General features: G+C 62.1%; 23 protein-coding genes. 4 read left to right on the top strand and 19 right to left on the bottom strand.

Annotated elements, in window-relative coordinates; genetic code table 11:
• Positions 1 to 23 precede the first annotated feature (23 nt).
• Positions 24 to 986 (top strand): GlxA family transcriptional regulator, encoded by a 963-nt coding sequence (locus tag BCY88_RS15990; protein ID WP_120345228.1) that lies wholly within the window; start codon positions 24 to 26, stop codon positions 984 to 986.
• 190 nt (positions 987 to 1,176) lie between these two features.
• Complete coding sequence (locus tag BCY88_RS15985; protein WP_120345227.1) at positions 1,177 to 1,935, top strand: SDR family oxidoreductase; 759 nt, start codon at positions 1,177 to 1,179, stop codon at positions 1,933 to 1,935.
• A gap of 69 nt (positions 1,936 to 2,004) precedes the next feature.
• On the opposite strand, the gene BCY88_RS15980 is transcribed toward BCY88_RS15985, so the two are convergent.
• The 6 genes from BCY88_RS15980 to BCY88_RS15955 form a co-directional block, all read right to left on the bottom strand.
• Positions 2,005 to 2,751 carry a winged helix-turn-helix domain-containing protein gene (locus BCY88_RS15980; protein ID WP_120345226.1) on the bottom strand — a complete coding sequence of 249 codons (747 nt, stop codon included), beginning with the start codon at positions 2,749 to 2,751 and terminating at the stop codon, positions 2,005 to 2,007.
• Positions 2,752 to 3,275: 524 nt separating this feature from the next.
• Positions 3,276 to 4,589, bottom strand: a complete 1,314-nt coding sequence (locus BCY88_RS15975; protein WP_120345225.1) for an MFS transporter — start codon at positions 4,587 to 4,589, stop codon at positions 3,276 to 3,278.
• 13 nt (positions 4,590 to 4,602) lie between these two features.
• Positions 4,603 to 5,541: an NAD(P)-dependent oxidoreductase gene (locus BCY88_RS15970; RefSeq protein WP_120345224.1), complete on the bottom strand. Its 939-nt coding sequence runs from the start codon at positions 5,539 to 5,541 to the stop codon at positions 4,603 to 4,605.
• Complete coding sequence (gene ilvD / locus BCY88_RS15965; RefSeq protein WP_120345223.1) at positions 5,538 to 7,265, bottom strand: dihydroxy-acid dehydratase; 1,728 nt, start codon at positions 7,263 to 7,265, stop codon at positions 5,538 to 5,540. Before ilvD ends, BCY88_RS15970 begins: the two co-directional genes overlap by 4 nt.
• A 51-nt stretch (positions 7,266 to 7,316) precedes the next feature.
• The gene (locus BCY88_RS15960; protein WP_120345222.1) at positions 7,317 to 8,096 is read right to left on the bottom strand and encodes an SDR family NAD(P)-dependent oxidoreductase; all 780 of its coding nucleotides are present in this window, start codon (positions 8,094 to 8,096) and stop codon (positions 7,317 to 7,319) included.
• Positions 8,097 to 8,106: 10 nt separating this feature from the next.
• Entirely contained in the window at positions 8,107 to 9,435 is a 1,329-nt protein-coding gene (locus BCY88_RS15955) for an MFS transporter (protein WP_120345221.1), read from the bottom strand.
• 237 nt (positions 9,436 to 9,672) lie between these two features.
• On the opposite strand from BCY88_RS15955, the gene BCY88_RS15950 reads away from it, so the two are divergent.
• Positions 9,673 to 10,638 carry a LysR family transcriptional regulator gene (locus BCY88_RS15950; RefSeq protein WP_183081380.1) on the top strand — a complete coding sequence of 322 codons (966 nt, stop codon included), beginning with the start codon at positions 9,673 to 9,675 and terminating at the stop codon, positions 10,636 to 10,638.
• Between the two features lie 122 nt (positions 10,639 to 10,760).
• Here the strand turns inward: BCY88_RS15950 and BCY88_RS15945 are convergent, their stop codons facing one another.
• The 11 genes from BCY88_RS15945 to BCY88_RS15895 all read right to left on the bottom strand — a co-directional run bounded on the left by BCY88_RS15945 (position 10,761) and on the right by BCY88_RS15895 (position 21,755).
• Positions 10,761 to 11,927 carry a porin gene (locus BCY88_RS15945; RefSeq protein WP_120345219.1) on the bottom strand — a complete coding sequence of 389 codons (1,167 nt, stop codon included), beginning with the start codon at positions 11,925 to 11,927 and terminating at the stop codon, positions 10,761 to 10,763.
• A gap of 159 nt (positions 11,928 to 12,086) precedes the next feature.
• Positions 12,087 to 12,953: a class II glutamine amidotransferase gene (locus BCY88_RS15940; protein WP_120345218.1), complete on the bottom strand. Its 867-nt coding sequence runs from the start codon at positions 12,951 to 12,953 to the stop codon at positions 12,087 to 12,089.
• A gap of 117 nt (positions 12,954 to 13,070) precedes the next feature.
• The gene (locus BCY88_RS15935) at positions 13,071 to 13,436 is read right to left on the bottom strand and encodes a response regulator (RefSeq protein WP_028196001.1); all 366 of its coding nucleotides are present in this window, start codon (positions 13,434 to 13,436) and stop codon (positions 13,071 to 13,073) included.
• Positions 13,437 to 13,456: 20 nt separating this feature from the next.
• Positions 13,457 to 14,428: a chemotaxis protein CheX gene (locus BCY88_RS15930; RefSeq protein ID WP_120345217.1), complete on the bottom strand. Its 972-nt coding sequence runs from the start codon at positions 14,426 to 14,428 to the stop codon at positions 13,457 to 13,459.
• Between the two features lie 44 nt (positions 14,429 to 14,472).
• Positions 14,473 to 15,012, bottom strand: coding sequence for a hypothetical protein (locus BCY88_RS15925; protein WP_120345216.1), 540 nt, complete (start codon positions 15,010 to 15,012; stop codon positions 14,473 to 14,475).
• Positions 15,009 to 15,743, bottom strand: coding sequence for a methyl-accepting chemotaxis protein (locus tag BCY88_RS15920; protein WP_120345215.1), 735 nt, complete (start codon positions 15,741 to 15,743; stop codon positions 15,009 to 15,011). Before BCY88_RS15920 ends, BCY88_RS15925 begins: the two co-directional genes overlap by 4 nt.
• A gap of 65 nt (positions 15,744 to 15,808) precedes the next feature.
• Positions 15,809 to 18,199 carry an ATP-binding protein gene (locus tag BCY88_RS15915; RefSeq protein ID WP_120345214.1) on the bottom strand — a complete coding sequence of 797 codons (2,391 nt, stop codon included), beginning with the start codon at positions 18,197 to 18,199 and terminating at the stop codon, positions 15,809 to 15,811.
• A gap of 225 nt (positions 18,200 to 18,424) precedes the next feature.
• Positions 18,425 to 19,126: a DNA alkylation repair protein gene (locus BCY88_RS15910; protein ID WP_120345213.1), complete on the bottom strand. Its 702-nt coding sequence runs from the start codon at positions 19,124 to 19,126 to the stop codon at positions 18,425 to 18,427.
• Positions 19,127 to 19,817: 691 nt separating this feature from the next.
• Positions 19,818 to 20,336 (bottom strand): hypothetical protein, encoded by a 519-nt coding sequence (locus tag BCY88_RS15905; protein ID WP_120345212.1) that lies wholly within the window; start codon positions 20,334 to 20,336, stop codon positions 19,818 to 19,820.
• Between the two features lie 224 nt (positions 20,337 to 20,560).
• A complete protein-coding gene (locus BCY88_RS15900) occupies positions 20,561 to 21,040 on the bottom strand; it encodes a nuclear transport factor 2 family protein (protein ID WP_120345211.1) in 480 nt (159 codons plus the stop codon).
• 13 nt (positions 21,041 to 21,053) lie between these two features.
• Entirely contained in the window at positions 21,054 to 21,755 is a 702-nt protein-coding gene (locus BCY88_RS15895; RefSeq protein WP_120345210.1) for a TetR/AcrR family transcriptional regulator, read from the bottom strand.
• Positions 21,756 to 21,863: 108 nt separating this feature from the next.
• Between BCY88_RS15895 and BCY88_RS15890 the strand changes: the two genes are divergently transcribed.
• Positions 21,864 to 22,514 (top strand): YceI family protein, encoded by a 651-nt coding sequence (locus BCY88_RS15890; protein ID WP_120345209.1) that lies wholly within the window; start codon positions 21,864 to 21,866, stop codon positions 22,512 to 22,514.
• A gap of 53 nt (positions 22,515 to 22,567) precedes the next feature.
• Here the strand turns inward: BCY88_RS15890 and tdh are convergent, their stop codons facing one another.
• Both tdh and BCY88_RS15880 read right to left on the bottom strand, forming a co-directional pair.
• A complete protein-coding gene (tdh, locus tag BCY88_RS15885; RefSeq protein WP_012428787.1) occupies positions 22,568 to 23,599 on the bottom strand; it encodes an L-threonine 3-dehydrogenase in 1,032 nt (343 codons plus the stop codon).
• A 13-nt stretch (positions 23,600 to 23,612) separates the two neighbouring features.
• Positions 23,613 to 24,812 carry a glycine C-acetyltransferase gene (locus BCY88_RS15880; RefSeq protein WP_120345208.1) on the bottom strand — a complete coding sequence of 400 codons (1,200 nt, stop codon included), beginning with the start codon at positions 24,810 to 24,812 and terminating at the stop codon, positions 23,613 to 23,615.
• Positions 24,813 to 24,958: the final 146 nt, after the last annotated feature.

Raw genomic sequence — 24,958 nt, 5'->3', positions numbered from 1 at the left:
TCATCGTCAAAGGAAATCATTCGATGCCCACCGTTGCGATCGCGATCTTTCCTGGCGTGCAGGCGCTCGACGTGGCCGGTCCAGTCGATGTGTTCTCCGAAGCCAATCGGTTCATCGCGCCGCAGGATCGCTATGAGGTCACGTTGCTTAGCGCGCAGCCGGGTCCGCTGCGTGCGTCCAACGGCATGACGCTCGTCGCCGACACCACGTTCGAACAGGCGCAACGCCCGTTTGATCTTGCGCTGGTTGCGGGCGGCCCCGCACTGCCCGACGGCACCGCGCCCGATACACGACTGCTGGAATGGTTGTCGCGAGCCGCCACACAGTGCGAGCGTTATGGCTCGATCTGCACCGGCGCGTTCGCGCTCGGCCATGCCGGACTGCTCGACGCGCGTAACGTCACAACGCACTGGCAGCATGCGGCGCAACTGGCGGCGCAATTTCCAAAGGCGCGCGTCGATTTCGACCGGATCTATCTGCGCGACGGCAACCTGGTCACGTCGGCGGGCGTGACGGCGGGTATCGATCTATCGCTTGCGTTGGTCGCTGAGGATCACGGGCCGCACACGGCGCTTGCCGTTGCCAAGCGGTTGGTGGTGTTCGCACAGCGGCAAGGCGGGCAGTCGCAGTTCAGTCCTTACCTCACGGCTCCAGCCGACGAAACCTCGCCGGTCGCGAGAGTTCAGGCGCACGTCATGGAACGGATTCGCGAAAGCTTTACGGTCAAACAACTGGCGGATGTCGCAGGAATGAGTGCACGAAATTTTGCGCGCGTATTCGTGCAGGAGACCAAGGTGACGCCGCACGAGTTCGTCGAGCGCGCACGCGTGGACGCGGCGCGCAAGTTGCTGGAGAGCAGCGGGGCGGCGCTCAAGGCAATCGCTTACGACTGCGGCTTCGGCACGGCGGACCGGATGCGTATTGTCTTCACGAAGCGGATCGGCGTTACGCCGATGCAATATCGCGAGCGCTTTCGCTCTGCGTGAACGAGACGCGAAAGCGACTTGAAGAGGACATGAAAGGGGTACGGCAGCGGTCTAAACGCAAAATATGACGGCGCCTCAAGCGCAGCCAGGACACTAGCGGAATACGGCTTGAAGGACGGCACCGCTGCAAGCATCGAACATAGCGTGAGAAAATAACCGTCTTCTCAAGCCAACGATCACAAGGAACGACATGTCCACCTCTTCTCCGATCCGCGCGATCGTTACCGGCCACACTCGCGGCCTCGGCGCCGCCCTTGCTGAACAACTGCTGGCGCGCGGCGTCGCGGTACTGGGTTTGTCCCGCTCGCGTCACGCCACGCTTAGAGAGCGTTTCCCGGCGCTGCTCGAAGAAATCGAACTCGAGCTTGCCAATCCCACACATGTCGCGCAATGGGTCGCAACCGATGCGCTGCGCAGCTTCGTCAGCGGCGCGCAAAGCGTCCTGCTGATCAACAACGCGGGCATGGTTCAGCCGATCGGTCCGATCGAGGGCCAGGACGCCGCGGACATCGCCACTGCCGTGAGCCTGAACGTGGCCACGCCGCTCATGCTGGCAAGCGCGCTCGCCGCAGCCAGCGTCGACGCGACCGATCGGCGCATCGTGCATATCTCCAGCGGCGCGGCGCGCAATGCGTATCCCGGCTGGAGCATCTACTGCGCGACCAAAGCCGCGCTCGATCATCACGCTCGCGCCGTTGCACTCGACGCGAATCGTGCGCTGCGTATTTGCAGCCTGGCGCCGGGTGTCATCGATACGAATATGCAGGCGGAAATTCGCGGCAGCGGCACCGAGCAGTTCCCCTTGCGCGAAAAGTTCGAAGACCTCAAGCGTAACGGACAACTTTCAACGCCTGAGCAATGCGCGACCCAGCTGCTCGACTACGCCTTCAGCGATGCATTCGGACAAACACCGGTAGCCGATATTCGCGAGGTTGCGAAGCAAGGCTGACACGCGCGCAGCACTCCCGTAAAACCTCACCTTTCGGCTAATACGCCGATACACCGGTAGTCACGCTACTCACACGCCGGGCGCAACCAGTGCGCCGCGCTCGGCCGCCCCAATCTCGCCGTGCGGCACGAACACATAGCCGCGCCCCCACACCGTCTGCACATAGCGTGGCTCGGAAGGATCGATCTCGATCAGCCGCCGCAACCGCCAGATCGATACGTCGAGGCTGCGCCCCTGATGCAGCACGCTATTGCCGCGGAGTTTCTCGTTGAGTTGCACGCGCGTGAGCACAGTCATCGCGTGATTGACGAAGATTTTCAGCAACGCGAACTCGGAGCTGCGCAGCGCAAAATGCTCGTTATCGCGCCGCAATTCGCGCGCGGAGAAGTTCAGCTCGCAACGTCCGAAGCGGTAGGGCGGCCGCGTTTCCGGCGCGCCTGGCGCGAGCGCGCCGCGCCGGCGCAGCAACACGCGAATGCGGGCGAGCAGTTCGGCAGGGTCGGCGGGTTTGCTCATGAAATCGTCGGCGCCGAGCTCAAGACCGATTACGCGATCAATCGCCTTGCTGCTCGCCGACAGCAAGATCACCGGCATATCGTTGCCGCTCATGCGCAAATCGCGCAACACGGCAAGGCCGTCGCCGTGCGGCGCAGAGATGTCGAGCACCAGCAACGCCGGCCGCTCCATCTCGACCACGTGCTTTAGCCCCGCACAATGCGGACGAGCGGACACGCCGCAGCCCTGCCCGCGTAAAGATTCGCCCACCACGGCCGTTAAGCCGGCGTCGGCGCCAACAAAAAGAATGTGCTGACTCATCCAACTGATTCCAGGAGACGATCGGTTGTCAGAGACAGGCGATGGCTTGCAGGAATAGCAAATCCGCTGACCGCTTGTCGTCCGCGTTGCCATCTTCCCTGTAGGCGCGTCATCTCAAAACGCGGAACAGCCCCCAAGGTTGGCAATTTCTTCCCAACTCTTTCAACGCGGAACGTGATATGGGATCGCTCGCAAAGCCACCGCGCCATCCGCGCACCGGCTCCCGAAAAGTCTCACCTTTGACACAGAGCGGGTGGGGTTCGACGCGAAGCGCACTTCTGACCACTCCCGAAAACACTCACCTTTCAGGCATGGTGGCACGCCGCAAAGGCATGCTGGGCGGGGCGCCGAGACACCCGAACAGGCTACTCCCGCAAACCCTCACCTTTGGAGAGGGTCGGGTATTCTGCATACCCAGGTAAGAGGCGCGATCCTGGCCGGCGATGAGCGAGGGGCTTTCGGGCCGTGCCCGAATCGGCACAGGGACGATGATGCCGTTCAACGGCACCATCCGTTGAACGGCATCAGCTAGTCGAGCGCGAATCGATTTTCCCGCTCACTGCTTTCAAACCAAAGCTCGCGACCAGCGAAAGCGCCGCGCACGCCGCCATGAAATACGCCGGCGCGGCGACATCCCCCGTCGACGAAATCAGCCACGTGGCAATCAACGGCGCAGTGCCGCTGAACACGGTAAAGCTGACATTGAAGGTCAGCGCGACGCCGCTGAAACGCACCCGCGTCGGAAACATGTCGGCGATGATGCAGGCGAACGTGCCGTTGGCAAGACACGCGGCCACACCGGCGAGCGCGAGCAGCAGGACGACATCGGTCGTATGGCGGCTTGCCGCGAGGTAGAACGGATAGCTCAGCACCATCAGGAGCAGCGAGCCGAAGCGCAGCACAAAGCGTCTCGGCAGTTTGTCGCCGAGCCAGCCAGACAGCAGAATACCCGTCGACACCACGGCAAGGCCGACGTTCTGTCCGATCGCCACGCGGCGCGGGTCGTAGTGCAACACGCGATCGAGATAAGCCGGCATGTGCGCGAACAGCAGGCCGTTGAATGCGGCGACCACCGCTGTCGTGCCGATGCCGAGCAACACGGGCCGCCAGTGCTCGCGCAACAGTTCCGCCAACGGATGCTTCGCGGCAAGATGCTTCATCTCTGCAAACGCAGGCGTTTCTTCGAGCTTGCGGCGCAGCCAGAAACTCAGCAAACCGATCGCGCCACCGAACAGAAACGCGATGCGCCAGCCGTACGCGGCGACATCGTCGCCGCTCAGAAAGCTATGCACCGAGAGATTGACGGCCGCCGCCAGCAGCACGCCGGAGTTCACGCAAAAGAACACGATGCCGCACACGAGTCCCGCACGCCGCGGCACCGTTTCGACCACGTAGGTAATCGAACCCGGCAACTCGCCGCCGAGACAGAAGCCTTGCACGAGACGCAGCAGAATCATCAACAGCGTGGCGCCGATGCCCCACGTCGCATAGGTCGGCACGATACCCATCCCGATCGTGCACATCGACACCACGATCACCGACACGATGAATACGCGCCGGCGTCCGTACCTGTCGCCGAAATAGCTGAGCACCACACCGCCGATCGGCCGCGAAAGATAGCCGACCGCAAACACGGCGAACGACAGCATCAAGCCGACAATCGGATCGTGCGTCGGAAAGAACGCGCGGCCGATGAACTGCGCGAAGATGCCGTAGACCACGAAATCGTAAAACTCGAGCGCGCCGCCAAGGCTCGCGAGAATGATCATGCGCCACTGCGAGCGCGTGAGCCGCGCCGGGGTTTCTTGCACAAGACTGGCGGATTCAAGACTTGACATGGTGGTCTCCTGCTTAATCCTCGTTGTTGATTTCCGGCTCATGCGGCATGTGCTGATCGCGCAGGACCCGGACGATCTGCGAGATGTCTTCGTCGCCGAGTCCTCGATCAACAGCCTCCCGCAACAGCTCGCGCACGACACCGACGGCACGCAGCGGCGCGCTGGCGCCGCGCGCCAACTCCGCCACCGCGTCGAGATCCTTCAGCATCGTCCGGATCGTGCCCGATGGACTCGACGGCGGTGTCAGCATCCGCGGCATCAGGGTTTGCAACAGCACTGAATCGGCCCAGCCGCCTCGCAGGGCGGCCGGCATCGCAGCGACGTCGATGCCTGCGCGCTGCGCCAGAACAGAGGCTTCCGCAATGCCCGCGATGGTCGTCACGACAATCGCCTGGTTCGCGAGTTTGGTCGCCTGTCCCGCGCCGGTGGTGCCCATCCGTGTGACACGCGAGGCATAGGCGCGCAGCAGCGGCTCGACGGCGGCGATATCGCTCGTGCTGCCGCCGCACATGATCGCGAGCGTGCCAGTCACAGCGCCTGCCGTGCCGCCGGACACCGGCGCATCGATCCACACGCCGCCGGTCAGTTCTTGCCAACGCCGCGCGAGGCGCCGCGTCCCGGTGGGCGCGATGGTCGAATGGTCGATCAGAAAGCGCGGCGGGGTCGATGCGTGCGCGAGTCCTTGTGCGCCGAAGACGACGTCTTCAACCGCGTGGGCATCGCCGAGACACAGCATCACGACATCGCTTGCCTCGGCCAGCTGCCGGGGCGAGTCGCTGACGACACAGCCTTCCGCGGCCAGCGCCGCCAGCTTCGCCGGCGATCGGTTCCACACCCGCAACGCGTGCCCGGCCGCGAGCAGGCGCCAGGCCATCGGCTCGCCCATCTTGCCGATGCCGCAAAACCCGATGCGCGGCGTATCGGGCGTATGCGGCGCGACGGCGGCGCTCATGCCTCCTCCTCGCCGATCGACGCCTCATACGGCCACTCCACCGCGCCCGAGTGCGTCACCGCGCCGAGATTCGCCGGCCGTACCAGCGCTTCATATTTCTCCAGTACGCCGCCCAAGCGCCCCCGCGTGAACGGCACAAGCTCCTTGCTACGCCGCGCCAGTTCCTCGTCGCTCAATTCGACCTCGAGCGTGCCTTTGTGCGCGTCGATGTGAATCCGGTCGCCGTCTCGGAGCAGACGAATCGGACCGCCCGCCGCCGCTTCCGGTCCGACGTAGCCGATACACATGCCGCGCGTCGCGCCGGAGAAACGTCCGTCGGTGAGCAACGCGACTTTCTCGCCCATGCCCTGGCCGTAGATCGCCGCCGTCACACTCAGCATCTCGCGCATGCCGGGGCCGCCCTTCGGCCCTTCGTTACGGATCACCAGCACGTCCCCTTCCCGGTATGTGCGCTTCGACACCACCGACATACACGCCTCTTCAGTTTCGAACACGCGCGCGGTGCCGCTGAACACCAGCGACTTCAGGCCGGCAGTTTTCAGACACGCGCCATCGGGCGCGAGATTGCCGCGCAACACCACTAGCCCGGCGTTCTCGCTCAGCGGCTCGTTATGCGCACGGACGACGCGACCGTCAGGACCCGCGAACGCCTTCAGCGCGGTTTCAAGCGTTTCGCCGGTTTGCGTCAACGTATCGCCATGCAGAAAACCACCTGCGAGCAACGCATTCAGCACCGCCGGCACGCCGCCGACGTGATACAGATCCAGCGCGAGATATTTGCCGCCCGGCTGCAAGTCGCCGATCAACGGCGTGCGGGCGAGCACCTCAGACACATCGTCCAACGTAAAGCGGATGCCCGCCTCGTGCGCGATCGCCGGGATGTGCAGCGCCGCGTTGGTCGAGCCGCCAGTGGCGGCCACCGCGGCACAGGCATTTTCCAGGCTCTTGCGCGTGACCAGATCGCGTGGCAGCGGACCGCCGTTTTTCAGCGTGTTCATCACTGTTTCGCCGGCGCGGCGCGCAATGGCGATGCGCTCGCTGTAGACCGCGGGCACCATCGCTGAACCGAGCGGCGCGAGACCGAGCGTTTCGGCGACCATCGCCATCGTGTTCGCGGTGAACTGGCCGGGACAGGATCCCGCACCCGGCGTGCAACGCTTCTCGATGCCGCGCAAGGTTTCGAGCGACATGTCGCCGCGTTGCGCCGCGCCGACTGCTTCGATCGCCGTGAGGATGGTGGCTTGCGAGCCGTCCGGGGCGATGCCCGGCAACATCGCGCCGCCGAACAGAAACACACCCGGCACGTTCACCCGCACCATGCCCATCAGAATGCCGGGCAGCGTTTTGTCGCAACCGGCCACGCCGACGAACGCGTCATAGCAATGCGCGCGCACGAACACTTCGACGCTATCCGCGATGATCTCGCGCGACACGAGACTGAAGCGCATGCCCGAATGATTCATCGAAGTGCCGTCCGACACCGAGATCGCCGAGCCGCGAATCGGCACGCCGCCGCCCGCCGCGACGCCGAGGCGCACGTTGTCGGAGACCGCCGCGAGCGACATCGAGCACGGCGTGTTTTCACCGAACGTATCGACAATTGCAACGAAGGGCTTTTCGATCGCGGCGTCGTCCATGCCGGTCGCTCGCAGGAACGCGCGATGCGGCGTGCGCGTGATGCCCTCGGTGACGGTGCGCGAGCGGTGCTTGTGGAGATTGCTCATGATTTTTCCTGTCCGTGTTCGTATCCGTGTTCGCGTTCGGGTGCCGCACGTTCAGCCGTTCAGCAACATGCCGTTCTCGGCGGCGATCACCTGGCCAGTCATCGAAGGCGCGTGTGCGCAGATGAACCAGGCAAGGTCGGCGATCTCGCCGGGCTGCGATACGCGCTTGAGCGGCGCCACATTCGTCATGCTGTCGATGACCTTCGCGTACGCCTCTTCACCCAGCACGCGACGCGGCAAACCGTCGTCCACCATGCCGGGCGCCAACGCATTCACGCGGATACGCGGTGCGAGATTGCGGGCAAGCGAGAGCGTCAGCGTATTGACCGCGCCCTTCGAGGCGGCATAGGCAATGGAAGAACCCGTGCCGTTCAGTGCGGCCAGCGACGAGATATTGATCACCGCCGTGCTATGCGCCGCGGTCGACGAATCGCGCAGCACGGGCACCGCGGCGCGCGTCATCTGAAACATGCCGATCAGGTTCACGCGATATACGCGCTCGAACTCCATGTCGTCGACGGCGGCCAGATCGCCGTGCGAAATGAAGCGCGTCGTGCCGGCGCAGTTGATCAGCGCATCGATGCGCTGCCACTTCGAAGCCACCGCATCGACCGCTTTCACACAAGCCGCGTCGGAACCCACGTCGACGTCGAACACCATCGTCTCGGCGCCGAGCCGCTTGCACTGCGCTTCGACAGCCAACGCCGCTTCGCGCGTGCTGTCGTCGAAGTTTCCGATTGCCACCGCCCAGCCGGCACCCGCAAAGCGCAACGCAGTAGCCGCGCCAATGCCGGTAGCCGCGCCGGTAACCATACAAACCTGCTGCGTCATCCAACCCTCCTCATGCTGTTTTACGCGTGACCGGCATCGCCAGCACGATCACGGCGGCCAGCACCAGCGCGCAGGCGAGCACGATCATGCCGGGCAGCAAGGTGCCGGTCGTGTCCTTCAGAAAGCCGATCACATACGGGCTCACGAAGCCCGCCAGATTGCCGGTGCAGTTGATCACCGCAATGGCCGCCGCCGCGCCCACGCCGCCCATCAACGCGGTCGGAATACCCCAGAACACCGGTGCAATCGAATTGATGCCGATCGCGGCAACCACCAGCGCCGCCATCGAGAGCCACACGTGCTGGCCGAGCAGCACCGAGGCGAGCATGCCGGCGGCACCCAGCACCGCGCACACGGCCACGTGCTTGCGGCGCTCGTCGTGCTTGTCGGCGTGACGCGCGATCAGGATCATCGCGACCGCGCTGATCAGCGACGGCACCGCCGACAGCAGCCCGATATTCGCCACGCTCACCACGCCGCTCGCGCGGATCATGGTTGGCAGCCAGAAGACGAGTCCGTAGTTGCCCATCGCGATGCAGAAATACAGCAGGCCGAGCAGCCACACTTTCGGATTGGCAAACGCACCGCGTACCGTCTGATGCGCGCGGGTCAGCGCATCGGCTTCGAGGTCGCGCGCCAGCAACGCTTTTTCTTCCTTGTTCAGCCAGCTCACCGACTCGATGCGATCGTGCAGCACAAAGAACGCTGCGATGCCTACCAGCAACGAAGCGAGCCCCTCAATCAGGAACAGCCACTTCCAGCCGGCGAGCCCATGCACGCCGGCCAGTTGCTGCATGATCCAGCCCGACACCGGACCGCCGATCGCACCCGACACCGGAATTGCCGCCATGAACAGCGCGATGATCTGCGAGCGCCGGTTCGACGGAAACCACGTCGACAGATACAGCACGATGCCGGGAAAGAAACCCGCTTCGGCAACGCCGAGCAGAAAGCGCAAGATATAAAACGAGGTCGCGCCGCTCGCGAACATCGTCAGACACGAGACGATCGACCACGTGACCATGATCCGCGCAATCCAGATGCGTGCGCCGACGCGATGCAAGATGAGGTTGCTGGGCACCTCGAAGATGAAGTAGCCGAGAAAGAAGATGCCGGCGCCCGCGCCGTACACGGTCTCGCTCAACGAGAGATCGGTGAGCATCTGCAACTTGGCGAAGCTCACGTTCACGCGATCGATATACGCGACGATGAACGCGAGAAACAGAAACGGCACGATGCGCCAGGCGAGCTTGCGATACAGCGCCATGCGTTCCGCGGATTCCGCGGGCTGATCAGGCACAGCGGGCTGCCCGGCGCCGCCATACAGTGGGGTGCTCATGCTTGTCTCCTTCCGCGCGCTTGAATGCGCGCTGTGGTCGCGGCGATGCGGCGCGTGGAGCGGCTCCGGTTATACCCTGAGTCATACGATCGGTGAGTAGCTGCTATGCTCGCCCCACCCGCTTCCCGCTCTACCGTCCTGCCGATGCAGAAGATTAGCCGGGTTGAGCGCCGCACCGCAAATCACTGTTTCGGCGCAGGTCATTACCATTCAGTTATGTTTACCGAGTCCACACGAATGGCAACCACCGAAAACGACGCAATCGACCGCTTCTTCCGCAGCGGCTTGAAGCTGCCGCACCTGCGTATCCTCGTGAGCCTCGCGGAGCTTGGGCAGGTGACGCGGGTCGCGGCCGCCTTCCACGTCACGCAGCCGGCCATTTCGAAGCAGATCGGTGAAATCGAGGAAGCGCTCGGCGTGCCGGTTGCCCGGCGGGTCGGCAATGCCGTCGAGTTGACCAGCATCGGTAAGGTGATGGCCGCACGTGGCCGGGAAATCCTGCGGCACATCGAGCTGGCGCGCCGCGACGTCAGCGCGCTGACCACCGGCACGGCGGGTCACGTGCGCTTCGGCGCGGTCGTGACGATTCCGCAGCCGCTGATCGCGCATGCCGTGGAACTCTTCATGCGGCGCGCGCCGTCAGCCACGCTGTCGTTCGTGGAAGCGACGCTCGACAAGCTGATCAAGATGCTCGACGAGGGCGAGCTCGATCTCGCCCTGGGCCGCAACCGCATCGCCGACAACCAGGACTTGCTGCGCCAGCAGACCTTGCACCGTGAGCCGTTCGTGTTTGTCGTGGGTGCGAGTCATCCACTCGGCAAGGTAGACCTGCCGGTGAACTGGAACGATCTGCGCACGGCGCGCTGGATCACGCCGCTGCGCGGCTCACCCGCGTTCGCGACGCTGGCCGAAACACTCGCCGGCCAGGGCATTCCGTTCGATCGCGGCGCGGTCGAATCGAGTTCGTTGACATTGAATCTGTCGCTGCTGATTGGCGGTGGCTTCGTGTCGATCCTGCCGCTGTCGATCGCGCGGCATCACGTAAGCCGTGGACGCATGCGCGTATTGCCGCTCGCGCCGCTCGAACCGTTGGGTGAAGTCGTGCTGGTATGGCGCGCCGATACCTCCGCGCCGGCGGCGGATCTGTTCAGCGAATGCCTGCGGGAGTCGTCGTCGGAATTGCTGGATGGTGAGGCGGAATGATACGTGTGGGCTCACGTATCGCCGACTGACTGTCGGCTCCCGAAAGTTCTCACCTTTGAGCGTTTTGAAGGCAACAGGAAGGCCGGCCGCCATCACGGCAGCCAGCGCATTCATCCAGGCAATCAGAATTTGTGGCGAATACCCACCACCGCCAACTCCTGACTGTTGGTGCCTGAATTCACACCGTAATCGCCAATCGATGCCTGGGCGCTCACTACCTTGCCGCTCGCGTTCAGTGTGTTGCCGCTCGCCTTCTGATAGCCCGCCAACGCATACAGTTCGGTGCGCTTGGACAACGCATAGTCCGCACCGAGGTTGACCTGGTTGTAGTGCGCCGAACTCGGGCCCGTCAACGACGTGTAGTTATAGCCCACGCCCGTGCGCAAGGCCGGGGTAATCTGATAGTTGAAGAACGCCGAGCCGTTGTTGAACTTGGCGGTACTGCCGAACGCGGAGAACGCGTCGTTTGCATACTGCGTGTTCGAGTAGGCCGCGCCGAACGTTGCCGCGCCGATCACATACTGTCCGCCCACACGCACGATCTGAATCGACTTCGCGCTCGCGAAGCCGGCGTTGATAACCGTGTTGAACAGCGAGTCGGAACTGCTGGTCCACGTGCGCACATTCGCCGTCGTGGAGTTGCCGCCGTTCGCGTAGAAATAGCCCGCGCCAAGCGACAACGGGCCATTCGCATAGGCCGCGCCGAAGCTGTAGGTCTGGCCGCTGCCGGTCGCGCCCGCCACGCCACCCACGCCATACAGCGCCTCGACCTGAAAGCCGGCGAACAGCGGGCTCACATACTTGACCGAGTTGCTCACACGCAAACTGTTGTCGTAGTTGTCCAGGTCGCCGGGCGTGCCGAATACACCGCCGAAGTAATTGTCTTCCGTGAGGCCTTGAACCAGATCCACGACCGGATCGTACTGGCGTCCGAGCGTGACCGTGCCCCACGTACCGCTCGACAGGCCAACCACCGCCTTGCGGCCAAACTCACGGCCGCCTTGGCCGAGCGCGCCCGTGCCGATGTTGAAGCCGTTTTCAAGCTGGAATATCGCAGCGAGTCCGCCGCCGAGGTCTTCGGTGCCCTTGAGGCCCCAGCGGCTGCCGGACAGGTTGCCGCTGCTGAATTTCACGAGCGAGGATTGATTCTGGCCGTTCGCGCCTTGTGCGTTGTGCACATAGGCAATGCCGGCATCGACGATGCCATACAGCGTGACACTGCTTTGTGCCTGAGCACTGGCAGCAAGCAGGAGACCGGCAGGCAATGCGAGGAGAGAAAGACGTTTCATTTTTCGAGTTCCCGTATCAATGTTGTATTTGTTTAAATCTGGCGCAACGATACGAGATGCCTTTGCGTCGGCAAACTAACTAATTCTTCGATGGATATGAAAGTGCCGGTAGCGTGGCCGCTTCTAAGGCCGCTTCTAAGGCCGCGCGTCGGCGCGATGTCACGCCGGGACAGCGGACAATTCGGAAGGTGCGTACCTGGCGGTCGCAAGGACTGCGGCGGGAACGGGGACATGCGCGCGCCGCAACAATGCGCCGCGGCGGAACATCAGCAGGTCGCCGGGTTGGCAGGCGGTCCACACTTCGTCGGTGAGCGGCGTGGTGGCGATCACTGCCGTGCGATCGGCCGGCGTGCCACGCTCGGCGAAGTCCACCGAGAGGTCGCCGTCGACGAGACGCGCGCTCGAAAACGGCCAGTGACGTATCACGTACGACAGACGCGTCGAGCAATACGCGAATTGTGCCGTGCCGTTCGAAAGCACGAAGTTGAAAATGCCATACGGGTTCAGCGTGCGGGTCGCCTGCTCGATGACGCCGAACACGGCATCGAGGTCGTCCGCGTCAGCATTCGCATCGGCATCCGCTTGAACGGCGAAATGCGCGTAGAGGCGATTCATGATGAAGCAGAACGCCGCTTCGCTATCGGTCGTGCCGACCGGCGTATACGGCCCATGCGCTGCTTCATCGAGCGGTTGAAGGTCACCGTTGTGCGCGAACACCCATTGCTGACCGCGCAATTCACGCATGAACGGGTGGCAGTTCTCCACCCGAGCGCCGCCTTGCGTCGCCTTGCGAATATGCGCGACGACATTGCGCGATTTGATCGGATAGCTCTTCAGAAACTCGGCCACCGGCGACTGGTACGCCGGCTTTTCATCGACGAACACGCGGCAGGCGCGATCCTCGTAGAACGCCACGCCCCAGCCGTCGACATGATGGTCGGTGAGGCCGCCGCGAGCAGCAAAACCCGTCAGCGAGAAACTGACGTCAGTGGGTTCCGCGCAGCTGAGGGCGAGCAATTGGCACATGCTCGCAGACTAGCGTGTTTCAACCGCCGCCGTTATAGCGAATCATGCTTTGCAAATCACCGGCGCCCGGGCTCCCGAAAAACCTCACCTTTGGCGGGTTCCCGGCGCATACAGCGCCTAGCTAGCCAGCTTGCGGAACGTTTCCAGCACGGCGTCGCCCTTGAACGGCTTGACGATCCAGCCTTTCACGCCGGCCGCCTTGCCGCGCTCCTTCATGGCCGGGCTGCTTTCGGTCGTCAGCATGATGACGTTGACGGTCGTGTTCGCGAGTTCACCGCGAATCTTCTCGACCATCGTCAGGCCGTCCATGTTCGGCATGTTGACGTCGCTGATCACCAGCTTGATGCCGGGGCTCGCCTTCAGTTTGGCGAGGCCGTCCTTGCCGTCCACCGCCGTGTCGACGTCCAGACCGTTCTTCTTCAGAAAGCCGGCCACTTCGTCGCGCACCGTGCTCGAATCATCCACCACCAGAATTTTCGACATGTTTTTTCCTATGACAACATTCAGAACAGATCCAGTTCACCCGCTTCGACCATGGCGCCGACGTCGTCCGTGACTTCCCTGAAGTCCTCCGGCGACCAGCTCAGGCTGAACACGAAACGTTGGTGCAGCTTGACCGCACGGCCCGAGCGCGGGTCCGTCAGCGAATACATGAAACACAGCTGCGGATTGCCGGTGCCGAACGAGATGTACTTGTGCTTGTGATTCACCAGCAACGGCACCTGCACCTGGCTGCTCAGCCACGCGTGCGCGTCACCGACATAGCGGTTCTTGAACGAACCCCAGATCAGATTCGTCACTTCGCCGAGCAAGCCATTCAGATCGCGGAAGTTTGCTTCGCCGTCTTCCGCACTTTCGCTGGTCCGAAAGCGATCGAGCAATTCGAGAATCGGTGTCTCTTCCGCCTGCATCATCATGTAGCCGCGGCACCATGCGCTTTCCAGCGGAATCAGGCTGAACACCTCGCCGAAGATGATCCGGTCGCGCACGATATAGGGCGTGTCGCAGGTGATGCTCAGGTCCTTGAACACGTCGCCGAGAATCGCCTGCGTCATGTCGGCGATGCCGCGCACCAGCGCGTTCGGATAATCCAGGCTGAAAATGTATTCGTCGATCACCTTGCGCAAAGGCGCCATGTCGTGCGCGACGTAAGCCGCGCAGACCACGCGGCGCAAGCTCTCCGGCAAACCCTCGAGGCTCGGATCGTCATCGCGCCGAATGATGATCGGCAACTCGGGGCGCACTGCGTTGATCCTGATCGCAATCTCGGCGCTCGCTTCGACTGAACCGCCGTAGCTTTCGGCAAACAGCACCGCGCCGAGATCGATGTTCGAACGCAGCACCGACTGCAAGCGGTTCTTGCCGACTTTCACGCCGACCAGATTGTGCTCGTCGCAGAAACGCTTCAGCGCCTCTTTATGCATGGGAGAGTCGTCCAGCACCAAGACCTTGCTGACCGGTTTGTTCATGTTCATTTCGTGCTCCTGCCCAATGCGGATATCGACATCATGGTCAACACTCAGAACAGCTCCAGCTCACCGCTGGTTTCCTCGACCGTGCTCGTGTCCGCCACGAAGTCGATTGGCGCATGCGCGCACACGCATACCGTCGCGGCAAGCTGCACGGAACCGTTCAGCGTGATCGAATACGACGACAGAAAACCCGGTTTCAATTCCTGCAGATGCCCCAGACAACGCGCGCTCAAGACATATGGCGTCGACATGCCGAGGTCCGGAAAGTAATGCAGCAATTCCTGATTCATCGCGCCGCAGCACAGATTGCAGATTTCCAGAAACACTTCCTGGAACGGGCGCTCGTCAGCCTCGTTCAGGTAGTAGTGACGGGTGCTGTCGTTCTCGTCGAAATGAAGGATCAGCAGCAATCTGAACATGATCGACGAGATGGTCAGCACAACCACCTCGGTGTCCTTTGTGGCGCCCATGCCGGCCTCGGCGAGCGGCACGATCTCGCACGTGTCGCCGGAGTCCTGCGGCAGGCGCGCCTGCGCCGCCTTGCGAAAAATCCGCTCGAAGCTGTCCTTGGCGTTGCCCGTAATCACATCGGCACCTGGTGCAACTTCGCACGGAACTGGTTGGCGAGCGATTCGACGCTGGAGAGCGACGCCGCGATCATCTTGCCGCCCGCCTGGATGTCCTGAAACGTGGAGGTGGTGGTCAGATCGTTGCGATGCAGGCTGTCGCGGTAGCTTTTCGACAGTTCCTCTGAACGCGCGGCCAGCGCCCGGACCTCGCTTGCCACCACGGCGAAGCCGCGTCCGGCCGGACCCGCGCGCGCGGCTTCGATCGACGCGTTCAGCGACACGATCACGACATGCCGGACAATCGACGACAGCTCCTGATTCTTCGCGTGCATGTCGTGGTTCTGCGTCATCAGCGAGATCATCTGCTCGTGCCAACGCTCGAATGTCGCGCCCAGGCCCTTCAGACGCGCGGCTTCGCCGGCGATCTGTTGCGCCTGATGCGCCCACTGGTCTTTGTCGTCGGCCGCGGCTTTCAGCGTTGCGCGCAATTCTTCAACGCTGGCCGCTTGCTGCCGCAGTTCTTCGTTCAACTGTGCGGCCAACGCTTCCATCTCTTGCGCGGCCTGCTCGCGTTCGCGGATCGCGTCACCGTGGTTCGCGTGTTCCGCCGTCAACGCCCGCAGCCGCACATCGGCCTCGGCGCAAAGGCGTGCCTTCAGCTTCGTGCTATGCAGTTTGTGCACGACAAATGCCAGCAGCGCGGTCACCGCGCTGCCTGCCACCGCCGCCAATACGTACTGTTGAATCACAACCTATCCTTCCGAAGTCCGTCGCGAAGCGCGCGTCAGGCCGTCAAGCCGCGCTCGCCCAGCGTTCAATCCACCATCGCACCGACTTGCAGTTCGCCGGCGTCGCCGCGCGCCTGCACACCCAGCGTATCGACCGCGACGCTGTCCGGCAGACAGACGATGGTCTGGAACTGACGGAACGATGCGCCCTTGTGATCGTCGGTGAAACGCAGTTCGATGCGGCCGTGCTCACGCTTGAGGAAGTCGCGCACGGCGTCCATACCCACGCCGCGGCCCGACACTTCCGTGACCGTCGCAGCGGTCGAGAAGCCCGGCCGGAAAATGAACTCGGCGATGGCTTCGTCGCTCAGTTGATCACCGCTGCCGATCCAGCCGCGCTGCACCGCAATGCCGCGAATCCGTTCGAGCGCGAGGCCGCGACCGTCGTCGCTGAGCGTGATCTGCAACGCGCCGCTATCCACGCCCACTTCGATATCGATCGTGCCGGCCGGGCTCTTGCCGTGCGCGCTGCGCGCCTCGGCCGTTTCGATACCGTGGTCCATCGAATTGCGCAGCAGATGCATGAACACGTTGCCCAGCGTGCCGCCTGCCTGGCCGCGCAGACGGTAGCCGTTGTCGTCGATACGCACGGTCGGTGCCGGCTTACCCAGTTCCTGTGCGAGCGAAGGCAGCGAGTCCAGCACACCGGACAGCGCGTCGCGCACGCTTTCGCTGCCGAGCGCGCGCAGGGCCTGGCGCATCGCATTGCGCATCGACTGCAATTCATGGAGTTCGCCGGCGTTGGTCTGGTCCAGCATGCTCAGGGTCTGCTGAATCTGATCCTTCTCGACCATCACGTAGCGGCCGGCATTGCCGGCGTTGTTCACGCCGGCTTTGGCCTTGCGGCCGAGACTCTGTTCGTTGATGTGGGCGTAGCTCTCGATCGCCTCGCGCACGCGCGTCAACTCCTCCATCAGGAGGTCCTGGTCCCATGAACGGTCGGCGTCGGGCTGGCGCAACTCGTGATAACTCTGCTCGGTTTCGTGGACGACGTTCGTCAGATGCGCCAGGTTATAAGTGCGTGCATTGCCCTTGATGGTGTGCATGTTGCGGAACAGCTCGGCGATCGCCGCATGGTCCGCCTCCGAATGCTTGCGGATAATGCGCTCGTTCTCGCTGACGAAACCGGCCGAGCTTTCAATGAAGTGATGGAACTTCTCTTCGCTCACCGCGAGAATCTCGCCGATCATGTCGAGACGGCGGCGCTGTTCGCTGGCTTCCGCGGCGAGCTTGCGCAGCTCGGTCACGTCGCGCACGCACAGCATCAAGCGCACGATGACGTCGTTTTCGTCGGTAATCGCGGACCAGCTGAGATCGAGAATCTTCACGCGGCCATCGGCCATGCGTTTCGAAATTTCGCCGACCAGCAGATGCTGATTAAATGCGAAGTTGATGCAGTCCTCGCCGAGGCAGGCATGCGCCGCGGCATCGACTTGCGAAAGCACATCCGAGCCGAGATCGGTATCCGAAAACACCAGATCCATCAGAGCGCGCCCGGCAATGTCCTTCGTTTCGAAGATGTCTTCCAGGTACGCCGAGTACTCCGAGTGGATCACGGCGCCGTCGACCACCGTCAAGATGCCTTGCTGCATGTTCTGCAACATCGCCTGGATGTCGGCGGTCTTCTGCTTGAGCTGCGCCGAGCTCTCCTGGATCTTCTCGATCATGCCGTTGAAAGCGACGATCGAATGGCCGATCTCATCCAGCCGGCCCACCGGCACACGGCGCGTGAAATCCTGGCTCGACGCGATCTCGCTCATCATGGCTTGCATGCGGCTGAGCGGGCGGGTGATCTGACGATAGAGCAGTGTGCCGATGAAGGTCAGCAGAATGATCGCAATACCGGTGACCGCGGCAATGGCTGTCGTCGTGGTGGAAAGCGTGGCGTTCAGCGTGGTGATCGCCTCGTCTTTCTGACGGTTCTTTTCGACGCGCAGCGTCTCGACGATGCCTTCGAGTTCGTCGCGATACTGCGCCACGTTCGCGAACAGATACGCTTGCGCGAGTTCGTTCTTGCCGTCGGCCTTCATTTTCGCCGTCTCGGCGATAGCGGAGAAGTAGTTCTCCAGGCTGTCGTTGGCCTGGGAGACGAGACCTTGCTGGGCGTGGCTCGCGGCCTCTTTGCCCTGCTGCGCGAGGGCCTGTTGCAACGAGGTCTTTTTCTTCTTCAGTTCGTCCTGCGCCTGGGCGACCATGTTGGCGTCCGGTGCGTAGACCAGGGTCATGGTCGCGAGCTGGACATCCTTGACTTGCGAGACGAGGTCAGCCGAAGCGAGTGCGCTGGGAACGACGCCTTCCGTCACCTTGCGCACTTCGGCAGCGCTGCCGCGCGTCTGATAGACCGCGTAGCCGCCGATCGCCGACAAAGCGACGAACATCAAGATAACCAAAAGCGTGATGCGATGACGGATAGTCATGTGAAGCCCCCGAGCGTATGGCCTTCGCGTCAACTCTCGATCGGAGCAGCGCGTTTTTTTGCAAATTTGTGTGAAGATTTCAGCACCGCCGAGTATTGCTCGCGCATGTTACTAAGCGATGACTACACGGTTTTTGAGCACGCCCGGGGGGTTAAATATTTTTCTAAAGTTTCTGGTTTTGGTGCCGTTAATTAACGCCTATTTATATTTCGATTTATATCCCGATTATTTTCGCGTTACGTTCGGCAGATGCTTCGACGCCTCACGCAGCGTAAGCGGCGACATGATATCCAGTGAAGCGGAAAGAAAAGCGCTCACCGCGTGCGGCGCATGCCACGCGTAATCGCGCAACGCCCAGCCGATAGCCTTACGGATGAAGAAGTCGCTTTCGGCGGCCAGCGAACGCGCGTAGCTGAAAAGACGCGCTTCGTCGGTATGCTCGCGCCAGCCGAGTTGGTGAATCATCGCGATGCGCCGAACCCATAGCGATTCATGCTGGAGCGCCGCATCCATAACGGCCTGTATTCCCGGCGTATGGATTCGCGCGGCTTTCAGAACATCGCCGACAACACCCGCCAGCGGATCGATCGAATCCCACCAGGCGCTCCGCTGAGCGAGCTCCAATAAGTGTGCGATGTCTGCTGGCTCAAGCGTCTTCCACTTGCGCGCCAACAGGTCAGTCGCGACGTACTGGAATTCGCGTTCCGGCATCGCCCATAAAACATTCGCGCACGCGAGCAGAGAATCGGCATTCTCCACCGGTAGCCGTTTGAACACCGGCAATACCGCTTGCCGCCGCAGAGGTGTCGGCACACCGATGAACTCGAAGTGGTGACGCATATAGGCACGCATCGCAAGCGCGCGTTCAGCGTCCGCGTGCGGCAGGAGTGCCGCCTTGATTTCTTTGCCAAAGGCGCGGGGCGTCATTGATGAAGGTGCTCCATGTGAATGGAAAGCGATTCGCAGGTAGCGGTAGCTGCGTGCGGCGCAGGTCTCCCGAATCTTCTCACCTTCGAATCGAAAGTGCGCTGACAGGTAGTCACATTGTCACCTTGCGTGCTCCCGAATATTCTCACCTTTGGCTTTTTCGCATGGCTCCCAGATGCGGCTTGGCACTCTGTACAAGGTCGCAAGATTGATTGGGTCGCTAGCAGCGATTTCGCGTGAGGCCTGCGCTTCCCACGCAATCGCAGGCTTACTCTGGATATTCCGTGCAGCGCGGTGAACGGCCATGAGGAGACTCCCTGGAAATCCTCACCTTATTTCAGGTGCGTGCTAAACATGGAGATTGCTCACCTCCTGGAATCGCTCACCTTATGCGAGCGATCTCCTGGAACTCCTCACCTTGACGTGTCTTTTACTGCTTCCACGGTGCAGTTCGACTCCTGGGACAGCTCACCTCTCGCTGCGTCGGCGGCACCTCCTGGAACGTCTCACCTCTCGCCGACGTGAAGTCACGCACCATGGAACGCCTCACCTTTCATCGAAGTAGCGGCGTCTCCTGGAACACCTCACCTTTAGCTAAGGTGACGGCATTTCCTGGCGATCCTCACCATTGATCACGATGAGGCCATCTCCTGGAATTCCTCACCATCCTGGAACCGCTCACCTTTGCGGATCAGAACCTCACCTTCACCTGAAACCCGATCGTGAACGGAAGATTGTCCGAAGGGATCGGCGGAATCACAATGAAGTTCGCCCCAACGCGCTTGTATTCGACCATCACGATCGGCGCAACCACCGGTCCGATCGTGTGATTACGACCCAGGCCCCAGTTGCCGTAGTTGTAGCCCGAGATGATCCCGCCCATCGCCGCGATCCGCACGATGCCCCAGTGCGCGAACTCGGGCGCCCAGACGCCGCCGCCGTAATACGAAGGCCGCCGCAGCGAATTGCGAAAGCCGCCGGCAGTCAGCGCCCATTGATTGTTGAGCCAGCATTCGACACCGAGACCCGGATTGAATTGCTCGAAATGGGTATTGGGGTCGGGATTGATGTGATACGAACCGAGCATGGCGTCGACCCATACGCCGCCCTCGCACCAGTTGCCCGCATGCGCCGCGGAGGCCGCAGCCAGGCTCGCGACGAGCGCCACGGCGCTACGCCGAATGTTCTTCTTGATCTGCCGAAAATGCATGTGTTCTCCGTCACCGGTCGAGCGCCGGTGTCATCTACGTTCTGGTTATTTCCGCTTGCCGTCCGTCGCGCACTGTACCTCAACCCGCACGGACGATGTGGAGGACACGCTCGGACACACGGGCATAGCATGTGCCGCGCGGCGCAGACGCAACCATAACGGACAACCGATGGCAGAGCGGTGAACATCCGGCAGATGTTCACCTTCGATGGAGGAAAAGGGGGCTAGAGGCCGAGGTCGGACAAACCCGGATGGTCGTCGGGACGGCGGCCGAGCGGCCAATGATAAAGACGGTCGGCTTCGCGAATCGGCAGATCGTTGATGCTGGCATGACGGCGCGCCATTAGTCCGTGTTCATCGAACTCCCAATTCTCGTTGCCATAGGAACGGAACCAGTTGTTCGAATCGTCGTGCCATTCGTAGGCGAAGCGCACGGCGATGCGGTTGTCCGTGAACGCCCAGAGTTCCTTTATCAGGCGGTAGTCGAGTTCCTTCGCCCATTTGCGGCGCAATAGTCCGACGATCTCCGCGCGCCCACGCGTGAACTCGGCACGGTTGCGCCAGACGCTGTCGGGCGTATAGGCGAGCGACACGCGCTCGGGGTCACGGGTATTCCAGCCGTCTTCCGCGGCGCGCACCTTCTGGATCGCGGTTTCCCGTGTGAAGGGCGGGAGTGGCGGGCGGGTTTCGATCGGTTCGGCCATAGTGGTTCCTCAGTCAGGTTGTGGTGCGCCGGGAGGGCGGTCGTTTGCCTGGCGCTTTGCCGGGAGACCCGCTCGCTGATCGACCTGCGGGCGGGTCGGATTCGCTTGCGAACCCGGTATCGAGCAGCGCTTGCGCGGCGGCTCGCGCGTCGAGCGCGGCGTCAGCTTCGCCGCTCACCAGCGCCACGGCGATGGCGCCGTCGAGCAGGATCAGCCATTGGCGCGACAAGCGCGCGGCGCGGCGCACGTCCATGCCCGATTCGCTTGCGTATTCGTCGCACTGGCTTCGCACGAAGGCGAGCAGGCGTTCCTTGTGTTTGCGCGCGACGATCCGGATCGGGTCATCCGCGGCGGCGATTTCGCCGGCGGCGTTCAGGAACGCGCAACCATGGAAATCGTCCGATGCAAACCATTCGCGCAGCACGTCGAACATGCCGAGCAGGTGTTTGCGAGCCGTCTTGCCATGCTTCAGCGTGCCCGCGATAAACCAGTTCATCCAGCGTTCGTCGCGCCGCTCCAGTGCGGCGACGACAAGCGCATCTTTCGATTCGAAATGCGTGTAGAAGCTTTTACGGGCCGTGCCGGACTGCTTGACGATCGCATCTACGCCGGTGGCGTGGATGCCGCCGGCGTAGATCAACGCCTCCGCGGTGTCGAGCAGCCTTTCACGCGCGCTGCCCGGTGCGGCAGATTCGATTGGGTTCTGAGTAGCCATGTGCGAAGGGTAGAACGATCATTCTCCTTCGTCAAGTTTTTGTGCACTTCGGCGGATGAGTACGCTTGCTGTTATCGTGTTGACGATCGATCAACTGGAACGAATCTCATGAGTCGCTCTACCCTGCGCGCGATGTTTTTACCCGTGCTGTTCAGTGCAACGCTGCTGACCGTGGCGGCCTGTACGCCTGTGCGCGTGCTGACTCACACGGTCAGCCAGAATGAAACGCGCGTGCCGCCCGGACGCTACGACATCGACCCGGACCACACCAGCATTACGTTCGACATCGATCACTTCAAGTATTCGCGCTTCACCATGCGCTTCGACCGTAAGCAGGGGCAGCTCGACTGGAATGAAGGGGGGCTGGACCGGAGTAGCGCGACAATCACGATCGACGCCGCGAGCATCGACACGAATGTGCCGCTCCTCGACAAGATGGTGAAAAGCGAAAGCATGCTCGACGTGTCACGCTATCCAGACCTGCGGTTCGTCACCACGCACTTTGAGCGCACGGGCGAATCGCGCGGCATGTTGAGCGGCGATCTGACGATTCACGGCGTCACGCAACCCGTGACGCTAGACGTGAGCTTCAATGGTTTCGCGCCTGATCCGCTCACGAAGAAAGACACGCTCGGTTTTTCCGCGGACGGTCATTTCAGCCGTGCGAAATTCGGTTTGGCAACCTGGTACCCGGCTGTCGGCGACGATATTCATGTGCGCATTCAGGCCGAGTTCGTTAAAACGCCCGCAGGCGCGTAAGCGCGGTGCGGGCGTTTCTTTGTCTGCGGCTGCTTGAGCGCGCCGTTTTTAGCTTACGCAGCAGTCCAGTCGAGAATCACCTTGCCGCTCTCACCTGAAAGCATCGTGGCGAACGCTTCCTGATAGTCGTCGACCTTGAAATGATGCGTGAGGATCGGCGACAGATCCAAACCGCTTTGCAGCATCGCGACCATCTTGTACCAGGTCTCGAACATCTCGCGGCCGTAAATGCCCTTGATTTCGAGGCCCTTGAAAATAACCTGGGTCCAGTCGATCGCGGTTTGCGCCGGTGGAATGCCGAGCAGTGCGATCTTGCCACCGTGGTTCATTGCTTCGAGCATGCTGGTGAAAGCGCTCGGTACACCTGACATTTCCAGTCCGACGTCGAATCCTTCGGTCATGTGTAAATCCGCCATCACGTCGCGCAGCGATTCACGCGAGACGTTCACCGCGCGCGTCGCGCCCATCTTGCGCGCGAGCTCGAGGCGATAGTCGTTGACGTCGGTGATCACCACATTGCGCGCGCCGACGTGTTTCGCAATCGCCACCGCCATGATGCCGATCGGCCCCGCGCCCGTGATCAGCACGTCTTCGCCCACCAGGTTGAACGACAGCGCCGTATGCGTGGCATTGCCGAACGGGTCGAAGATCGCGGCGAGATCGTCGGATATCTCGGGCGGAATCTTGAATGCGTTGAACGCCGGAATCACGAGGTATTCTGCGAATGCGCCTTCACGATTCACACCGACGCCTACTGTATTGCGGCACAGATGGCGGCGTCCTGCCCGGCAGTTGCGACAGAAGCCGCAGGTAATATGCCCTTCGCCCGACACGCGATCGCCGATCGCAAAGCCGCGCACTTCCTGACCCATTTCGACGATTTCACCGACGTATTCGTGGCCGACATGCATCGGCACCGGAATCGTCTTTTGTGCCCAGTCGTCCCATTTCCAGATATGAATATCCGTGCCGCAGATCGCAGTGCGCGTGATACGGATCATCACGTCGTTGTGACCGACTTCGGGCTTCTTCACATCCGTCAGCGTGAGGCCCGGTGCGCGCTCGAGTTTTGCCAATGCTTTCATGTGCGCCTCCGCTTCAGATGACGCCGAGTTGACGGCCGACGCGTGCGAACGCTTCGACAGCCCGATCGATTTGTTGCGGCGTATGCGCGGCGCTCATTTGCGTGCGGATTCGCGCACGGCCCTTGGGCACCACGGGGAACGAGAAGCCGATCACGTACACGCCTTCCTTCAGCAACGCGTCGGCCATATTCGACGCGAGTTGCGCGTCGCCCAGCATGACCGGAATGATCGGATGCTCGCCAGGCACGAGCGTGAAGCCGAGTGCGCTCATTGCGCGGCGGAAATGTGCACCGTTTTCGCGCACGCGCGCGCGCAGTTGCGCGCCTTCGTCGCTAGCGAGCAATTCGAGTACTTTCAGCGAAGCGGCCGCAATGCTCGGCGTCAGCGTGTTCGAAAACAGATAGGGGCGCGAACGTTGGCGAAGCAGATCGACAACTTCCTGGCGCGCGGCGACATAGCCGCCTGATGCGCCGCCCAGCGCTTTGCCCAGCGTGCCGGTGATGATGTCGACGCGCGAGAGCACACCGCAATGCTCCGGCGTGCCGCGCCCATGTTCGCCGACGAAACCGACCGCGTGCGAATCGTCGACCATGACCAGCGCGCCGTAGCGGTCAGCCAGATCGCAGATGCCGGCGAGGTCGGCGATGATGCCGTCCATCGAAAACACGCCGTCGGTAGCGATCAGCTTGAAGCGCGCGCCCGCGGCATCGGCTTCTTTCAGCCTGGCTTCGAGATCGGTGAGGTCGTTGTTCTTGTAGCGAAAGCGCTTCGCCTTTGAAAGCCGCACCCCGTCGATGATGCTCGCGTGGTTCAGCTCGTCGCTGATGATCGCGTCGTTTTCGTCGAGCAAGGTTTCGAACAGACCGCCGTTCGCATCGAAACAACTGGAGTAAAGAATGCAGTCGTCGGTTTGCAGGAATGCGGCCAGCGCTTTTTCGAGGTCTTTGTGCACGGTTTGCGTGCCGCAAATGAAACGCACCGACGCCATGCCAAAGCCGTCGTTATCCAGACCGAGCTTGGCGGCCTCGATCAGCCGCGCGTCGTTGGCGAGGCCGAGATAGTTGTTCGCGCAGAAATTCAGCACTTCCGTGCCGTTGGCGAGACGCACGTCAGCCGACTGCGGGCTGGCGATCACGCGCTCGTTCTTGTAAAAACCGTCAGCGCGGATCTGCTCGAGAGTGCCGCGCAGATGAGCGAGGTAAAGGTCACGCATGAACCAGACTCCTGAAAGGGTGGTGCGCTCCGACACGTCCGGCATCTGCTGACGTCTGCTGGCATCTGCGGCATATTCGACGTCGAGGCGGGCTGTTATAGTCGGTCGTCAGTTTTATCGGATATTTTCGTTTTTCCGAACTAAAA

The organism is Paraburkholderia fungorum (genome assembly GCF_003610895.1).
GTDB classification, from domain to species: domain Bacteria; phylum Pseudomonadota; class Gammaproteobacteria; order Burkholderiales; family Burkholderiaceae; genus Paraburkholderia; species Paraburkholderia fungorum_B.
Note: the sequence above shows the minus strand (reverse complement) of the source record. Positions and strands in the feature narration are given on the sequence as shown.

Excerpts from the sequence above, each read along its gene's own strand:
- BCY88_RS15970 (WP_120345224.1), bottom strand. The coding sequence starts at position 5,541 with ATGAGCGCCGCCGTCGCGCCGCATACGCCCGATACGCCGCGCATCGGG.
- BCY88_RS15900 (WP_120345211.1), bottom strand. The coding sequence starts at position 21,040 with ATGGCCGAACCGATCGAAACCCGCCCGCCACTCCCGCCCTTCACACGG.
- BCY88_RS15985 (WP_120345227.1), top strand. The coding sequence starts at position 1,177 with ATGTCCACCTCTTCTCCGATCCGCGCGATCGTTACCGGCCACACTCGC.
- BCY88_RS15955 (WP_120345221.1), bottom strand. The coding sequence starts at position 9,435 with ATGAGCACCCCACTGTATGGCGGCGCCGGGCAGCCCGCTGTGCCTGAT.
- BCY88_RS15890 (WP_120345209.1), top strand. The coding sequence starts at position 21,864 with ATGAGTCGCTCTACCCTGCGCGCGATGTTTTTACCCGTGCTGTTCAGT.
- BCY88_RS15930 (WP_120345217.1), bottom strand. The coding sequence starts at position 14,428 with ATGAACATGAACAAACCGGTCAGCAAGGTCTTGGTGCTGGACGACTCT.
- BCY88_RS15940 (WP_120345218.1), bottom strand. The coding sequence starts at position 12,953 with ATGTGCCAATTGCTCGCCCTCAGCTGCGCGGAACCCACTGACGTCAGT.
- ilvD (WP_120345223.1), bottom strand. The coding sequence starts at position 7,265 with ATGAGCAATCTCCACAAGCACCGCTCGCGCACCGTCACCGAGGGCATC.
- BCY88_RS15910 (WP_120345213.1), bottom strand. The coding sequence starts at position 19,126 with ATGACGCCCCGCGCCTTTGGCAAAGAAATCAAGGCGGCACTCCTGCCG.
- BCY88_RS15990 (WP_120345228.1), top strand. The coding sequence starts at position 24 with ATGCCCACCGTTGCGATCGCGATCTTTCCTGGCGTGCAGGCGCTCGAC.
- BCY88_RS15880 (WP_120345208.1), bottom strand. The coding sequence starts at position 24,812 with ATGCGTGACCTTTACCTCGCTCATCTGCGCGGCACTCTCGAGCAGATC.
- tdh (WP_012428787.1), bottom strand. The coding sequence starts at position 23,599 with ATGAAAGCATTGGCAAAACTCGAGCGCGCACCGGGCCTCACGCTGACG.
- BCY88_RS15915 (WP_120345214.1), bottom strand. The coding sequence starts at position 18,199 with ATGACTATCCGTCATCGCATCACGCTTTTGGTTATCTTGATGTTCGTC.
- BCY88_RS15960 (WP_120345222.1), bottom strand. The coding sequence starts at position 8,096 with ATGACGCAGCAGGTTTGTATGGTTACCGGCGCGGCTACCGGCATTGGC.
- BCY88_RS15980 (WP_120345226.1), bottom strand. The coding sequence starts at position 2,751 with ATGAGTCAGCACATTCTTTTTGTTGGCGCCGACGCCGGCTTAACGGCC.
- BCY88_RS15935 (WP_028196001.1), bottom strand. The coding sequence starts at position 13,436 with ATGTCGAAAATTCTGGTGGTGGATGATTCGAGCACGGTGCGCGACGAA.
- BCY88_RS15975 (WP_120345225.1), bottom strand. The coding sequence starts at position 4,589 with ATGTCAAGTCTTGAATCCGCCAGTCTTGTGCAAGAAACCCCGGCGCGG.
- BCY88_RS15945 (WP_120345219.1), bottom strand. The coding sequence starts at position 11,927 with ATGAAACGTCTTTCTCTCCTCGCATTGCCTGCCGGTCTCCTGCTTGCT.
- BCY88_RS15895 (WP_120345210.1), bottom strand. The coding sequence starts at position 21,755 with ATGGCTACTCAGAACCCAATCGAATCTGCCGCACCGGGCAGCGCGCGT.
- BCY88_RS15905 (WP_120345212.1), bottom strand. The coding sequence starts at position 20,336 with ATGCATTTTCGGCAGATCAAGAAGAACATTCGGCGTAGCGCCGTGGCG.
- BCY88_RS15950 (WP_183081380.1), top strand. The coding sequence starts at position 9,673 with ATGGCAACCACCGAAAACGACGCAATCGACCGCTTCTTCCGCAGCGGC.